11 protein-coding genes are annotated in these 15,062 nt (G+C 68.2%); 4 read left to right on the plus strand and 7 right to left on the minus strand.

Annotated elements, in window-relative coordinates; all coding sequences use genetic code 11:
• Positions 1-595 precede the first annotated feature (595 nt).
• Both N5095_RS04775 and N5095_RS04780 read left to right on the plus strand, forming a co-directional pair.
• Positions 596-1,696 (plus strand): helix-turn-helix transcriptional regulator, encoded by a 1,101-nt coding sequence (locus tag N5095_RS04775; protein WP_267621591.1) that lies wholly within the window; start codon positions 596-598, stop codon positions 1,694-1,696.
• A 136-nt stretch (positions 1,697-1,832) separates the two neighbouring features.
• On the plus strand, positions 1,833-2,174 hold the full coding sequence (locus N5095_RS04780; RefSeq protein WP_267621592.1) for a hypothetical protein: 342 nt from the start codon (positions 1,833-1,835) through the stop codon (positions 2,172-2,174).
• 306 nt (positions 2,175-2,480) lie between these two features.
• Here N5095_RS04780 and lpdA read toward each other — a convergent pair whose 3' ends face one another.
• The 6 genes from lpdA to N5095_RS04810 form a co-directional block, all read right to left on the minus strand.
• Positions 2,481-3,950, minus strand: a complete 1,470-nt coding sequence (gene lpdA, locus N5095_RS04785; RefSeq protein ID WP_267621593.1) for a dihydrolipoyl dehydrogenase — start codon at positions 3,948-3,950, stop codon at positions 2,481-2,483.
• Between the two features lies 1 nt (position 3,951).
• Positions 3,952-5,550 carry a dihydrolipoamide acetyltransferase family protein gene (locus tag N5095_RS04790; RefSeq protein WP_267621594.1) on the minus strand — a complete coding sequence of 533 codons (1,599 nt, stop codon included), beginning with the start codon at positions 5,548-5,550 and terminating at the stop codon, positions 3,952-3,954.
• 3 nt (positions 5,551-5,553) lie between these two features.
• Positions 5,554-6,555 (minus strand): alpha-ketoacid dehydrogenase subunit beta, encoded by a 1,002-nt coding sequence (locus N5095_RS04795; protein WP_267621595.1) that lies wholly within the window; start codon positions 6,553-6,555, stop codon positions 5,554-5,556.
• A 7-nt stretch (positions 6,556-6,562) separates the two neighbouring features.
• Positions 6,563-7,666 (minus strand): pyruvate dehydrogenase (acetyl-transferring) E1 component subunit alpha, encoded by a 1,104-nt coding sequence (pdhA, locus tag N5095_RS04800; RefSeq protein WP_267621596.1) that lies wholly within the window; start codon positions 7,664-7,666, stop codon positions 6,563-6,565.
• Positions 7,667-8,294: 628 nt separating this feature from the next.
• Complete coding sequence (lipA, locus tag N5095_RS04805) at positions 8,295-9,230, minus strand: lipoyl synthase (RefSeq protein ID WP_267621597.1); 936 nt, start codon at positions 9,228-9,230, stop codon at positions 8,295-8,297.
• A gap of 166 nt (positions 9,231-9,396) precedes the next feature.
• Positions 9,397-10,941: an alpha,alpha-trehalose-phosphate synthase (UDP-forming) gene (locus tag N5095_RS04810; RefSeq protein ID WP_267621598.1), complete on the minus strand. Its 1,545-nt coding sequence runs from the start codon at positions 10,939-10,941 to the stop codon at positions 9,397-9,399.
• Positions 10,942-11,353: 412 nt separating this feature from the next.
• Between N5095_RS04810 and N5095_RS04815 the strand changes: the two genes are divergently transcribed.
• Positions 11,354-12,019 (plus strand): helix-turn-helix domain-containing protein, encoded by a 666-nt coding sequence (locus tag N5095_RS04815; RefSeq protein ID WP_267621599.1) that lies wholly within the window; start codon positions 11,354-11,356, stop codon positions 12,017-12,019.
• Positions 12,020-12,115: 96 nt separating this feature from the next.
• Entirely contained in the window at positions 12,116-13,522 is a 1,407-nt protein-coding gene (locus tag N5095_RS04820) for an MATE family efflux transporter (protein WP_267621600.1), read from the plus strand.
• A 704-nt stretch (positions 13,523-14,226) separates the two neighbouring features.
• Here N5095_RS04820 and N5095_RS04825 read toward each other — a convergent pair.
• Entirely contained in the window at positions 14,227-14,916 is a 690-nt protein-coding gene (locus tag N5095_RS04825) for a helix-turn-helix domain-containing protein (protein WP_267621601.1), read from the minus strand.
• Positions 14,917-15,062 lie beyond the last annotated feature (146 nt).

Below are 15,062 nucleotides of genomic sequence, written 5' to 3' on the forward strand. Positions count from 1 at the left end.
AGTGCGAAACAATACTCAACAGGTGGCTCCCTTTATTCTATCACGGTCCCTCCTCTGAATCGGCTGCGAGGCCCAAACGACCATGTGTGAGCGCAGAACCGGTTTCCGCGACGGCCGCCACCCGAGCGCGACGGGGCGTACTCTGGCACCAGTACGATCCCGGCGCCTCACTAGCGTAGTGGCGGCCACGCGCGGACTCGAACCGGTCTGCGACCGAGCAGCCGGTGGACGACCCGACCAGACACTCGGACGTGTCTCCCACCACCGAACCACTAACGGCACCACCACCACGGCGAGTGCACACCAGTTCATCGGTCACCGACACATCCGGCGTCGTCGACAGGACGTGGTCCGGCCCTCTGGCACCAGGGTCGTGACCGGTCCCGTCAGCTGCTGACGCCGGAGTCGTCGGGTCGTCCATCACCTTCTCTCCCACATCTCGAGCGAACGAGCCGCGGCTGTGCGCCACCGCCGTCGGGACCGACGGACGGCACGCCGACGCGGCGTTCTGCACTCCGCTCTCGGAGTCATAAACTACATACGGGGACCCGATGTATGACCAATCATCCCACCGTCGGGGTCGTCACGGGTAGCCATGCAGGTCAGACTCATCACGCTTCTGTTCGCCTGCCTCCTCGTCGTGGGGAGTGTCGCCGTCGTCGGCCAAGCCGATGCGGACGTTCGAATCACGAACGTCTCCTTCGGGGGCCCGGGGGCGGTCAACACGACGACGGACACCAACAAGACGTATCTCTGGCAGTCGGACCCCGCCCGCGCGAGCACGACGATTCACAACGACGGCCCCGGCGGCGTCCACCGGTACTGCGTGAACGCACGGAAGGTGGTGAGCGCGGAGGACGAGCAGCTGGGCAACCGCTCGGAGCTCGGTTGTCAGGTGACCGCCCTCAAACCGAACTCGACCACTAACGTCACGTTCGAACGGCTCTCCGCCCCGAGAAACGCCACCGGCCGGTATCGACTGAGCTTCGTCCTCCAGAGCCAACCGAACGGCGGGGAGGTCGTCGCCAACAACTCCACGACCGTCTGGTACATCACGAAGAGCGGCGACGTGGACGGCGACGGGCTCATCAACGTCCACGAGGTGTCGAACAACACCTCTATCGACACCGCCGACACCGACAGCGACGGGCTGGACGACGGCCCGGAGATACAGAACCACGGGACCGACCCGCGGTCGGTCGACACCGACGGGGACGGTCTCCGGGACAGCCTCGAAGTGAGCCTCGGAACCAACCCCCGACAGTCCATCTGGCCGGTCCTGCTCGGGGTGGCCGCCCTGTTCGTCCTCGTCGTCGTCGGCGCGGCCTACCGATACGGCGCGTTCTCCTCGCTCGGTGGCCCCGGTTCTCGTCCCGGCACGGGCGAGGGGCGGACGGCCCGACGCGGTGACGACGGCGGAACGGACACCTCCGACGGCGGCGCCGCCGCGACCGCGGCGCCCGACACGGTCGTCACCGACGAGGACCGCATCCTCCAGTTGCTCGCCGAGAACGACGGGCGGCTGATGCAGAGCGAGCTCGTCGACCAGACCGGCTGGTCGAAGTCGAAGGTGAGCAGGCGGCTCTCCGCTCTCGAAGAGGAGGGACAGGTGAGCAAGATATCCCTCGGTCGGCAGAACATCGTCACGCTTCCCGGTCACGAGCCGGAAGGGACGAAATCCCCACTTGACGAGTGACAGTTCAGCCGTCGTAGATGCTTAGCCCCCGGACAACCTACTTAGGCGCGGAACAACCGCGGTGAAAGCGTCCGAAACCGTCTCCAACGGGTGGCTCGCTTTATTCTGTCCCCGACCATCGGCCAGAGTGCGAACTATGGAACGAAAAAGCGTCCTCGCGGTAGTCGCTGTCGCAGCGCTCCTCCTGCTCGCCGGCTGTGGCGGTCAGACAGGCGCGGGCAACAACACGAGCGCCGCCGCGGAGGAGACGACGACGATGGGCGAAGAGACGACGATGGGCGAAGAGACCACCACGTCCGAGGAGACGACGACGATGGGTGAGGAGACGACCGAGATGAACGAGACCATGGGCGAGAACGAGACCATGGGCGAGAACGAGACCATGGGTAACGAGACGACCGAGATGAACGAGACCATGGGCGAGAACGAGACCATGGGCAACGAGACGACCGACAACGCGAGCGCGGTCCTCGCGTAACGCGGCTCCGGACCACGCCGCTTCCGTTTCTCTTCGCGTCGACACCGCACCGGACAGCCGCGGCGCTGTCGGACGAGGGAGTCGACTCGATGGCCGACCCGATACCCACTCCGTAGCGTCGAGCCCGACGTACCCGACGCGTCGCTCACAGTTGCCGGGTGGTCGCCGCCGGACGAGCCGAGACGGAGCGGCAAGCGAGACGAAGAGAGGTCGAGAGACGAAGCGGAAGGAAAAAGACGGAGAGACGACGGCAGAGTCGGGAGCGGCGGGTGAATCCCGCGCCGCTCCGTTCCGCGTGCCGTGGGATTACCGATTCAGCGTGTGAATCGCTTCACCCATCGCGTTCTCGGCGGCCTCCATGACCGCCTCGGAGAGCGTCGGGTGGGTGTGGATGGTCGCGGCGAGGTCCTCCAGGGTGGCGCCCATCTCGATGGCGAGCGTCACCTCGGCCACGAGTTCGGAGGCCTCGGGGCCGACGATCTGCGCCCCGAGGACGAAGCCGGTCCCGTCGTCGGCGACGATGCGGACGAACCCCTCCGAGTCGCCGGTCGTCAGCGCGCGGCCGGAGGCGTTGAACGGGAACTTCCCGACGGCCGGCTCGAAGCCGGCCTCTTCGGCCTCCGCCTCGGTCATGCCGACCGTGCCGATTTCGGGGTCGGTGAACACCGCGGCCGGGATGGCCTGGTAGTCGAGCGCGGCTGGTTCGCCGGCGATGACCTCCGCGGCGACGATACCCTCCTTGCTCCCCTTGTGGGCGAGCATCGGCTCGCCGGCGACGTCGCCGACGGCGTAGATGCCGTCGACGTCGGTCTCGGCGCGCTCGTCCGTCTCGAGGAACCCGTTCTCGTTCGTCTCCAGCCCGGCGTTCTCGAGGTCGAGCGTGTCCGTGACCGGTTGGCGTCCGACCGCGACGAGCACCTTGTCGGCGTCGTACTCGGACTCCTCGCCGTCCTCCGTCTCGGTGGTGACGACGATGCCGTCACCGGACTGCGTCCGGTTGCCCGAGGCGCCTTGCGCCTCGCTGTCACCGGTCTCCTGCCAGCCGCTCGCGGCCTCGCCGAAGTTGAACTCGACGCCGAGGCCCTCGGCGCGCTTCTTCACGACGCGCGCCACGTCGTCCTCGTAGCCGGGGAGGGCGTCGTCGAGCATCTCGACCACGGTGACCTCGCAGTCGAGTTTGGCGAAGACAGTCGAGAGCTCCATCCCGATGTAGCCGGCGCCGACGACCAGCAGGCGGTCCGGCACCGTCTCGAGGGAGAGCGCGTCCCGCGAGCTCAACACCGGCTCGTCGCCGAAGTCGAAGTTCGGAATCTGGAGCGGGCGCGAGCCGGTAGCGACGATGCAGTGTTCGAACTCCAGCGTCTCGCTTCCCTGCCCCTCGCCGCCGTGAGCGACGCGCACGCTGGACTCGTCCTTGAACGACGCCGTCCCCTCGACGAGGTTGACGCCGTTTGCCTTACACAGCTTCTCGACGCCGCCCGTCAGCTGGGAAACGACGCCGTCCTTCCACTCGCGCATCCCCATCAGGTCGACCGCGGGGTCGGCGTGGATGCCCATGTGCTCGGCGTTGCCGGCGTCGTGGGCCACGTCCGCCGCCGTGATGTACGCCTTCGAGGGGATACAGCCGTGGTTCAGGCAGGTTCCCCCGTAGGCCTCTTTCTCGACGAGCGTCGTGTCGAGTCCGTGCTGTGCGGCGCGGATGGCGGCGACGTAGCCGCCAGGCCCCGCGCCGATGACCAATACCTCCGTTCCCGTCGTGACGTCTCCGACTACCATGTTATGCGTCCAGTAGCAGCAACTGCGGTTCGTCCAGATACTCCATCACCGTGTTCGCGAACGCCGCCGCCACCGCGCCGTCGACGATGCGGTGGTCGATGGACAGCGACAGCGGGAGCGTCGACGCCGCGACGACCTCGCCGTCTCTCACTGCGGGGCGCTCCTCGATGGCACCCAATCCGAGGATGCCGACCTCCGGGAAGTTGATGATGGGCGTCGCGTACTCGCCGCCGATGGCTCCGAAGTTCGTCAGGGTGAATGTACCACCCTGCATCTCCTCGCGGCTGATTTTCCGGTTGCGCGCGCGCTCGACGAGGTCGGACACCTCGCGGGCGATTTCGAGCATGCTCTTGCGGTCGCACTCTTTGACGACGGGTACCATCAGCCCGGCGTCGGTGGCGACGGCGATGCCGATGTTGTACTCGTCTTTGAGGACGATTTCGCCCGCCTCCTCGTCGAGCGTCGAGTTGAGGTAGGGGTACTCCTTGAGCGCGGCGACGACCGCCTTGATGATGAACGGCATGTACGTCAGCTTCGCGTCGCGCTCCTCGGCCACGCCCTTCATCTCCTCGCGCAGGTCGACGAGGTCGTCGACGACGACGGAGTCGTGGTGTGTGACGTGTGGCGCCGTGTACTTCGACTTCGCCATCTGTTCGCCGATGGTGCGCCGCACCCCGCGGTAGGGGACGCGCTCCGCACCGTCGTCCTCGACGTCGGCGGCTACGAGTTCCTCGGTGGTCTCGCCCTCGGCCTGTACGGCCTCGGCGTCGGCCTGCTGGGCCTCGCGCTGGGCCTCGGCGTACTGCAGGACGGCTTCCTGGGTGACGAACGCCTCGCCGTCGCGCGCCTCGTCGGTGGGCACGTCGTTCAGGTCGACGCCCTCGTCCTCGGCGAGCTTTCGAGTCGCGGGCGCGGCGAGCGTGCGCTCGCGGCCCGCGGCCTCGGCGGTCGAGGCGCCACCGGCGCGCTGGCCGTTCGTGGCCTGTTCCGCGTCGCCCTTGCGCTTGGTCGCGGACTTCCCGCTGAACTCGACGCTCCTGGGGCCGGCGTCGTCTCCGGCTCCACCGGCGTCGGCTGTCGCCGACTCGGCGTCACCCTCGGCCGCGCTCCGTACGTCGCCCTCGGTGACGCGGCCGCCGGGTCCGCTCCCGTCGACGCTCCCGATGTCGACGCCGAGTTCGCGGGCGAGCCGTCGGGCGCTGGGGGCGGCGAACACGCGGCCGCCCTTCCCGCTCGACTGCTCGGTCTCGCCCGTCTCGGTCTCGGCGGTGTCGGTCGTCTCCGCCGCGTCGTCGGCGCGGGCCTCGCCCGCGTCCTCGGCGTCGTCGACGTCGACTTCGGGCTCGTCCTCTGCCTCGCCTTCGACCTCGTAGGTGATGATGACGTCGCCGACGGGGACCATCTCCCCCTCGGAGACGTGCAGCTCTTTGACGGTGCCGTTGTACGGGGAGGGCACCTCGACGAGCGCCTTGTCGGTCTCGACCTCCGCGACGGCCTGGTCCTCGGTGACGGTGTCGCCGGGGGAGACGAGCCACGAGACGAGCTCGCCCTCGGCGACCCCCTCGCCCACGTCCGGGAGTTTGAATTCTTTCGTCGCCATCGGTCAGAACTCCATCGCGTCGCGGATACCTGCTTCGACCCGGGCCGCCGAGGGGAGGTAGTAGTCCTCCAGCGCGTACAGCGGGAACGGGGTGTCGAACCCAGTGATGCGCTCGACCGGCGCCTCCTGATAGAGGAGCGCCTCCTCCTGGATGATGGCCGTAATCTCGCCCGCGAGGCCGCCCGACTTGGGCGCCTCGTGGACGACCGCGGCGCGACCGGTCTTCTTGAACGACTCGACGATGGTGTCGCGGTCCAGCGGCGAGACGGTACGCAGGTCGACGACCTCCACGTCGACGCCGTCCTCCGCGAGGTGCTCCGCGGCGTCCATCGTCGGGCGGGTCATCGCGCCGTAGGTGAACACGGAGATGTCCGTCCCCTCACGTCGCACGGCGGCCTCGCCGATGGGGACGGTGTAGTCGTCCTCGGGGACTTCGCCGCGGAAGGCGCGGTAGATGAGCTTCGGCTCGAAGAACATCACGGGGTCGGGGTCGCGGATGGCCGAGATGAGCAGCCCCTTGGTGTCGTACGGCGTCGAGGGGATGACGACCTTCAGACCCGCCTCGTGGGCGAAGAAGGCCTCCTTGGACTCCGAGTGGTGTTCGGGAGCGCGGATGCCGCCGCCGTACGGCGCACGGATGACCATGGGGCACGTGTACCGGCCGCGGCTCCGGGTACGGAGGCGCGCGGCGTGGGAGACGATCTGGTCGAAGGCGGGGTAGATGAACCCCTGGAACTGGATTTCCGGGACGGGCTTCAGGCCGTACGCGGCCATCCCGATGGCGGTGCCGACGATACCGGACTCCGCGAGCGGGGTGTCGACGACGCGGTCGCCGCCGAACTCGTCGTACAGCCCCTCGGTGGCGCGGAACACGCCGCCGTTCTTCCCGACGTCCTCGCCCATCACGAGCACGTCGTCGTCGCGCTGCATCTCGGTGTACAGCCCGTCGCGGACCGCCTGGACGAGCGTCAGGTTCTGCGTCTCTGTTTCCTGTTGGGTTGCCATGGGTCGGTTACTCTCTGAGGAACGCTTCGTCGCCGTACTTCTCGCGCAGTGCCTCGAACGCGTCGCGCTGCTCGCGTACGTGCTCGGGCATGTCCGCGAACACGTGTGCAAATATCTCCTCGGGTTCGGGTCGAGTGACCGCCTCGGCCTCTTTGATGGCGTCCGCGACCGCACCCTCGACCTCCTCGGTTATCTCGTCGACGCGCTCGTCGTCGAGGATGCCCTCGCCCCGGAGGTACGCCTCCAGGCGCGGGATGGGGTCCTTCGCCTTCCAGCGCTCGACCTCGTCGTCGTCGCGGTAGACGGTCGGGTCGTCGGCGGTGGTGTGGGCGCCGAAGCGGTACTGGACCGCCTCGATGAGCGTCGGACGCAGTTCGTCCTCGCCCGGGTTCTTCGCCTTCTCGACGGCCTGCTTGGTCACCTTGTACACCGCGAGCGGGTCCATCCCGTCGACCTGCACGCCCTCGATGCCGTACGCCCCGGCCTTCTGGGCGATGGTCTCCGAGGCGGTCTGGCGTTCCCGAGGGACGGAGATGGCCCACTGGTTGTTGTTACAGAAGAAGACGGCGGGCGCGTCGAACACGCCGGCGAAGTTGAGCCCCTCGTGGAAGTCACCCTCGCTCGTGGCACCGTCGCCGAAGTAACAGATGAACGCCTTCGCCTCGCCCTGCAGGCGGGAGGCCCACGCCGCGCCGGTGGCGTGAGGAATCTGCGTCGCGATGGGGACCGCGACGGGGAAGACGTTCGCCTCCGCGGGTATCTTGTTCCCCTCCTCGTGACCCATCCAGTACAGCAGGGTCTGCTTGAGGCCGACCCCGCGCACGAGCGCGCCGCCGTGCTCGCGGTACGAGGGGAACATCCAGTCGTCCTCCTCGAGCGCGTAGACGGAGCCGATCTGGGCGCCCTCTTGACCGGACAGCGGCGGGTACGTCCCCATGCGGCCCTGCCGCTGGAGGCTCACCGCGCGCTGGTCGAAGTGGCGCGCCAGCCGCATGTGCCGGTACATTCCCACGAGGTCGTCCTCGGAGAGGTCCGGGACGTCGCCGACGACCTCCCCGTCCTCGTCGAGTACCTGCACCCGGTCGTCCGGGTCGTGCTGTAGCGTACTCACGGTAGAGCCCTCCTTCGCATGGACACACGGTCTCCCGCCCGCATTAAATGACTTTCGTAAATAGTTTACTATGGGCAGAAATACTGCCACAGCATCCTGATGCGTCCATCCAGCTCCAGAAAAATCCTCAATCGTCAATTCCTATCCCGGATGTGCCCCGAACCCCGGCACCATCCCGATTCATTTACCAAGATAATGGACGAACGGGAAGAATCGCCGTGTGGCGTGTTTTCGTCCCACAGTCACCACACGATGGGACGGGTTCCGGCTACCAACCAAAGTTCCACGGATGTCGTGAACTACTAGGTGTATCAGATTGTTTTAGGGGCGAATTTAATACGAACGTCGAGAGATGCCGGGTACGGGTAAACAGTGCCCGCTCGGACGAATCGCCCGCTCCACACAGCCTCGACAGACCGACGGAGCGAACCACCCTGCCTGTCAGCCACATCGTTCCGGCGGCGCGTCGTCGGCTCCCGTCGGCCGACGCGCCGCCGAGCCTCGACTCGCTTCTCGCCTGAGCGACCGGTCGCTCTACCGGCCGTGGCTCCGTCGACCGACCTCGTACCATCGCGTGGCCCGCGCCACCTGCGTGAGTCACACGGCCCGTTCGGCCGGCGAGCGGCGCTCAGCTTCCGGCGGCGGCGCGAGCCTCGTCGCGTGCCTGCTCGACGCTCTTGCCGTCGCGGAGCACGCGCTCGACGAACAGTTCGCCGGCCTTGTACGAGGAGCGGACCATCGGCCCGGAGGCGCAGTAGCCGAAGCCGAGTTCCTCCTCGGCGACCCGCGCCCAAGTGTCGAAGACGTCCGGGTGGACGTACTCGAACACGTCGAGGTGCGACCGCGACGGCTGGAGGTACTGCCCCAACGTCACCACGTCCACGTCGGCCTCCCGGAGGTCGGCGAGCGTACGGTACACCTCGTGGTCGTACTCGCCCAATCCGAGCATGATGCTCGTCTTGGTGTGGATGTCGGACTCCCGTTTCACCTGTTCGAGCACCGAGAGCGTCTGTTCGTAGTTCGCCCGGCGGTCGCGGACGGGCCACTGGAGGCGTTCGACGGTCTCGACGTTGTGGGCGATGACGTCCGGTTCGGCCTCGATGATTTCGCGGACTGCGTCGGGGTCGCCGCCGAAGTCGGGGATGAGCACCTCGACGAGGATTCCGGCGTCGCGCTCCTTGATTTCGCGGATGGTCTCGGCGAAGTGGGCCGCGCCGCCGTCTTCGAGGTCGTCGCGGTCGACGGAAGTGAGCACGACGTAGTCGAGGCCGATTTCGGCCACCGCGACCGCGACGTTCGCGGGTTCGTCGGGGTCGAGCGGCTCCATCCCGCCCGTCTCGACGTCACAGAAGTTACAGCCTCGCGAACAGCGGTCGCCCATCAGCATGAACGTCGCGGTGCCGGGGCCGTCGCGGCCGCTCCAGCACTCGCCCATGTTGGGGCAGTTGGCCTCCTCGCAGACGGTGTGGAGGTCGCGGTCGCGGAGCGTCCGCTTGATCTCCGTGAACCGCTGTCCCGATGGGGGCCGCATCTTCAGCCAGTCCGGCTTGCGCCTCCCGTTCATACTCGTGTCTTCGGTGGGGAGGGCAAAAACGTGAGGATTCGGCGGTGGTTCGGGGGCCTTTCCCGTCGGCGTCGGTCGGGTTCGACTCGTCTCCCGTTCCCGAGCCTACCGCTGTGCAGATACGCGTTCACTCCTCGCCGAAGAAGCGGAGCGGAAACGGAGGGGTTCAGTCCGCAGTGTCGCCGGTCCCGACGGAGCCGACCCCGTCACGAACCCCCTCGACGGCCGCGAACACGTCGCCCATCCACGCGTCGAGGTCGTTCGTCCGAACCGTACTCCGGAGCCGGCACATCCGCCGGTCGCGGTCGTGGTCGGGCATCGACACGGCCTCGCCGATGGCGTCGGCGAACCCGTCGGTGTCGCTCGGGTGGACGGTGAGTGCGTCGTCGCCGAGGTCGTCGTCGGCGCCCGCCAGCGCGGACAGGAGGAGCACACCCGCCTCGCCCGGTGTGGTCGGCTGGGCGGCGACGTACTCCTTCGCGACGAGGTTCATCCCGTCGCGCACGGGCGTGACGAGCGCGAGGTCGCTGTGGCGGTACAGCCCGTAGAGGTCGGCGTCGGAGAGGTGCTCCTCCAGGTAGACCACCGGCGTCCACTCGTCAGTGCCGAAGCGGTCGTTGACCCGCTCGACCCCGTCGCGCACCTCTGTCCCGAGGCGCTGGTAGGCGGGAATCGCGGAGCGCGACTCGGTCGCCTTCTGGACGTAGGTCAACTCGCCGCGCCACTCGGGGTTGCGCTCCCAGAACCGCTCCAGCGCGTCGAGGCGCTCGGGGATGCCCTTCGTGTAGTCGAGGCGGTCGACGCCGACGGCGACCGTCGACCCGACGACCCCGTGCTCGCGGCGGAACGACTCCCAGAACCCGTCGGGGGTGTTCGCGCTCACGTCGCCGATGCGCTCGGCGTCGACGCCCATCGGGAACGCTCGGACCCGCGTGCGGTGACCGTCGTAGACCACTTCGCCGGCGTCCCGGTCGACGGTCGCGCCCGGCAGTTCGCGGGCGACGCAGTCGAGGAAGTTCCGGCAGTACTCGGGGACGTGAAAGCCGAGCACGTCGGTGCCGAGCAGGCCGTCGAGCAGCGCCTCGCCCTCCGGACAGGCGCGGAAGGTGTCCGCCTCGGGCCACGGGATGTGCCAGAACTGGACGAGCGGCGTCCCGGCCGGGAGGCTCTGGCGGACCATCCGCGGGGCGAGCGCGAGGTGGTAGTCCTGGAACCAGACGGTCGACCCCGGCTCGACGTGTTCGGCGACGGTCTCGGCGAAGTGTGCGTTCACGTCGCGGTAGCGCTCCCAGAACGCGCGGTCGAACTCCGCCTTCCCGTGGAGTCCGTGACAGAGCGGCCACAGCACCTGGTTGCTGAACCCGTAGTAGTACTCGCGGACGGCGTCCTCGCCGAGCCACACCCGTCGGAGGGTGTAGCTCGGGTCGCCCGGCGGGACGCGGACGCAGTCCGCGGCGTTGACGACCGACGGGTCGGCGTCGCTGTCGCCCCAGGCTATCCAGGTGCCGTCCGTGCGTCGCATCACCCGGTCGAGGCCGCCAGTCAGACCGCCGACGGGGGTGTCGACGACGACGCCCGCCTCCTCGGTGTAGCGGTGCTGGTACGGCTCCCGGTTCGAGACGACGACGAGGTCGTCGAGGGCCCCGGCGACCCCCGTCTCGGCGTCCGGCCCCTCCACGTTCGGGACGGCGCCGTTCGGGTCGGTCGCCATCTACCGGCCCCCTCCGACGGCCGAGTCGTCGGCTCTCCGGTCCGCGGCGCCCGTCTCGTAGGGAGTTCTCACACCGTCCGCGTCTCGTCGACCGGACGGAGTCGCTGTGTGTGTTGTCATTGAGTGGCATTCCGGCGGACGACGGGCCCACAACCACGAGACGGGGCCGGGACGCCCAACCGTGTCGTAGTTTCACAACGGGGGTTCAGGGGGATGCCCGTTGTGCCTGTATATACTGATTGTTTCACACGGAACGCGGCGGACGATATCCGCCGACTCGGCCCGGGAGAGACGCCGTGTTGGGGTTGTCGGGGGCCGGTGCCGAATCCGTCGAAACCGGTCTCAGGCGCGCTGAATCGGCGTTTAAGCGTACTGGCCGACAACTAAGCCGCTGGCTGCCCGAGTGTCGGACATGAGCACTATCGCCGAAGTCGAACTGGCGGCCGACGAGTTCGCCCTCGCGGAGACGCTGCGTGCCCACCCCGACACGGAGTTCGAGGTGGTGCGGATGGCGGCCCACGACCAGGACCACATCATGCCGTACGTCCGCGTCTCCGGGGACGCCATCTCCGGGGTCGAGGACAGCCTGAACGCGGACCCGAGCGTCGACCAGCTCCGACTGCTCGACGACCTCGAGGACGAACAGCTGTATCGGATGCACTGGGTAGCCGACATCCAGACCGTGCTCCACATGGTGCTCGACGAGGAGGCGACCGTCGTCGAGATGCACGGCCACGGCGACCGCTGGTTCCTCCGGGTGCTGTTCCCCGACCGCGAGGCGCTCTCCGCGACCCACGACTTCTGTACGGAGAACGACCTCACCTTCACCATCCGAAACATCCACGACCTGCAGGGGTCGGTCGGCCGCGGCGAGTTCGGCCTCACCCGAGAGCAGTACGAGGCGCTCGTCAGGGCCGCCGAGCGGGGGTACTTCGACGTCCCTCGTGGGGTGACGATGGGCGAACTCGCGGAGGAGCTGGGGGTCTCCCAGCAGGCGCTCTCGGAGCGGCTCCGCCGGGGCCACAAGTCGCTCATTAACAGTGCCCTCCGCGTCGAGGAGTCGCCCATGACACAGTAAGGGATTAACGTCCCGTTAGAAGGGGTACTGGCTGTGTGTGATGTGGTCACCTACCGATAGTCATTTATTGTAGGTACACATGGACAAATCATATCGATGTTCGACGTATCGAAAGAAGACATCACGGATGGGTCCATCCCGCGGGCACTCGCCTTCCTCGCGACGCCCATCCTCGCCCAGCAGTTGGTGCTGGTCGGCCAGCAGGTGGTGGACATCTTCTGGGTCGGCCGCCTCGGGGAGGACCCCGTAGCGGCCATCGGCCTCCTCGCCCCCGTGCTGGGGTTCCTGCACGTGGGGACCTACGTCGCCTACACCGGCGGGCAGGTCGTCGTCTCCCAGCGGGTCGGCGCCGACGACGCCGACGGCGCCAACCGGGCGGCGTTCCAATCGCTGCTCGTCGTCCTCGCGGTGACGCTCGTCGCCTCGCTGTCGGTCGTCGGACTCGCGTCGGTGTTCCTCGACGACGTGGCGCCGAACGCCGCCGTCGCCGAGTACGCCTTCGCCTATCTCGTCGTCATCGCGCTCGGACAGGTGTTCCCGGCGATGAGCGACGTGTTCGAGGGCGGCTTCTACGGCTGGGGGGACTCGAAGACGCCGCTGTACATCAACGTCTTCGCCATCCTGCTGAACGTCGTGCTCGACCCGTTTCTCATCTTCGGCTGGTGGGAGTTCCCTCGCCTCGGCGTGCAGGGCGCCGCGTTGGCGACGGTGCTCGCCTACGCCGCGGGCTTCCTCGTCGCGCTCGGCATCGCGCTGAGCGGTCGACACGACCTCACTCTCGACCGTGAGGCCGTCGCCTTCGACCCCGCGGTCGCCCGTGAGGTGCTCTCGGTGGGGCTCCCGAAGGCCGGCCAGGAGGTGGCCCGACAGTTCGCCCGGCTGCTGCTCGTCGCGGTCGTCACGGTCGCCGGCGGGGCGGCGGGGCTCGCGGCGTACATCGTCGGCGCCCGAATCGCCACGCTGGCGTTCGTCCCCGCGGCGGCCGTCGGCGCCGCCGCGACCAGCCTCGTCGGCCAGAACCTCGGCGCGGAGAAGCCCGACCGAGCGACCCGCGTGACGTGGACGGCGGTCGCCGGCGGCGGACTCCTCGTCGGCGTGCTCGTCGGCGGCGTCCAGTTCGCCTTCCCCGAGACCATCGCGCTCGCGTTCGTCCCCGACCTCTCCGCCGCGGGACTCGAACTGACCGTGGCGTACCTCCAGATTCTCGCGCTGGGGTACTGGGCGCTCGGCGCCATCAAGACCGTCGAGGCCGGCTTCAACGGCGCCTCGCGCACCACGGTGAGCATGGTCGCGACGATGCTGCAGTACTGGGGCGTCCGGGTCCCGGTCGCCGCCGGACTCACCTTCCTCGCCGGCTACGGCGCCCTCGGCGTGTTCTGGGCCGTCACGCTGTCGAACGTCGTCGCCGCGGTCGGGCTCTGTGCGTACTTCTGCTACTCGGCTCGCGGCGGGATGCTCGAACGGGCGGCAGAGCGTGCCGGTGGGAGCACGCCCGCGGACTGAACTCGCCCGCGGCCGCCCGACCGGCGCTCCGGTGACGGTATCCGCTCAGTCTTCGGCGCACGACGACGCTCGGTCGTCGCGACAGTGGAGACAGCCTTCCGAGTCGACGTACGGTTCGAGCACCTCCGCTCCGCAGCTCTGACACTTCGCGAGCGGCACGTCCGTCGCTTCGTTTCTCGCGTCGTCGGTCACGTCTCTCACCTCCGTCCATCGGGCGGGAGGGGCCTGAGACGGGCACCCTCCCGCGGAGAGCCGGGACACGCGGGCGGCGTGCACTCCGGCGTGCCCATCCCGGTCGAGTATCGACCACGACGGGCAGGAGGTCGATAGACGCTCGCCGACGCAAATCGCCACGGCTTGCTACCTCTCGGGGTTCATACCGTGCGTGTCGACGGCGGCCCGGCCGGCGCGACAGCCTACCCGTTCTCCTCCGGACAGTCCGGACAGCGTCCCGACTCGACGTATATCTCCAACACTTCCTGTCCGCAGTTCGGACACTCGACTACCGGCGCCTCCGTCGTATCCTCGGTCATGTGAGTCGAATCCCTCCGAGGAGGCCGAGCGACCCCCTCGTCAGTGTCACCGGCCGGCACGAACTGTGCATTCCGGCGAGCACCCGCACGGACGGGTTATCGCCCGTCCGACGGGCATCGACGTGTAGCGCTCCGGGTGAAAAGACGGCCCCGGTTGTCATCATCGCGGCTTTATCCCTCGGAGGACCGGTCGCCGTCGATCGACCGGGGGTCACTGCTCAGCGAGAGACCGCTCTCGATTAGCGCCGCGTGTGCCCGCCGAAACCGCTTCGAGAGCGTCTGTTGACTGGTTCCCATCTCGTCGGCCAAGTCGGTCATACTGACCCGCCGGGGGACCTCGTAGTATCCGCGCTCGAACGCCTCGGTGAGCGTCTCGTGTTCGAGCGCGGTGAGTCCCCGCCGGTCCTCGTCCACCGGTCCGTCGGGGTGGTACAGCTGTTCGAGTTCGAACGCGACCGACTCCGCCCGAAGGAAGCCGTGGAACGCCGCTAGCGCCTCGTCGTCGTCGAAGCGCATCCTGAGCTGCCACGAGTCCGCGCGCCCGGTCGCCTCCAGGATAGTCGAACCGGTCTGGAGGTACGCGCGTACCGCCCCCGCGGCGTCCTCGGTCCACCGTGCCCGGTAGGACGCTCCGCGGTCGGTCTCGTCGAGCAGGACGACGTCCTCGACGGTCGGGTCGTCTCTGATGGCCGCTTCGGTGTGAGCCCGGTCCCCGTGTCGGACCCAGAAGTACGGAACGTCGCCGTCGTCGGCGTGTGCGACGACCGGTTGGAGCTCGACGACGACCTCCGGAGCCGCCGACAGCGCCTCCGGGAGGAGAAACGACTCCGACGAGACGGTGAGGTCGGCGATGACGCTCATGGCGCCGGCTCTTCGGCAGGGGGTCACTTGCCTGCGGGGGCCGACGGCGTCGGCTTCGGTCCGTCGTCACCGACCGCACGTCCGCCAGTTCACTTTCACTCCGCGACGGAAACCCCTTTGAGTCATAGCGCCCGAGAGCCTACGAT

Source organism: Halobium salinum (genome assembly GCF_026586625.1).
Lineage (GTDB): Archaea > Halobacteriota > Halobacteria > Halobacteriales > Haloferacaceae > Halobium > Halobium salinum.

Coding starts and splice junctions, on each gene's coding strand:
- N5095_RS04775 (WP_267621591.1), top strand. CDS start 596: ATGCAGGTCAGACTCATCACGCTTCTGTTCGCCTGCCTCCTCGTCGTG.
- N5095_RS04780 (WP_267621592.1), top strand. CDS start 1,833: ATGGAACGAAAAAGCGTCCTCGCGGTAGTCGCTGTCGCAGCGCTCCTC.
- lpdA (WP_267621593.1), bottom strand. CDS start 3,950: ATGGTAGTCGGAGACGTCACGACGGGAACGGAGGTATTGGTCATCGGC.
- N5095_RS04790 (WP_267621594.1), bottom strand. CDS start 5,550: ATGGCGACGAAAGAATTCAAACTCCCGGACGTGGGCGAGGGGGTCGCC.
- N5095_RS04795 (WP_267621595.1), bottom strand. CDS start 6,555: ATGGCAACCCAACAGGAAACAGAGACGCAGAACCTGACGCTCGTCCAG.
- lipA (WP_267621597.1), bottom strand. CDS start 9,230: ATGAACGGGAGGCGCAAGCCGGACTGGCTGAAGATGCGGCCCCCATCG.
- N5095_RS04810 (WP_267621598.1), bottom strand. CDS start 10,941: ATGGCGACCGACCCGAACGGCGCCGTCCCGAACGTGGAGGGGCCGGAC.
- N5095_RS04815 (WP_267621599.1), top strand. CDS start 11,354: ATGAGCACTATCGCCGAAGTCGAACTGGCGGCCGACGAGTTCGCCCTC.
- N5095_RS04820 (WP_267621600.1), top strand. CDS start 12,116: ATGTTCGACGTATCGAAAGAAGACATCACGGATGGGTCCATCCCGCGG.
- N5095_RS04825 (WP_267621601.1), bottom strand. CDS start 14,916: ATGAGCGTCATCGCCGACCTCACCGTCTCGTCGGAGTCGTTTCTCCTC.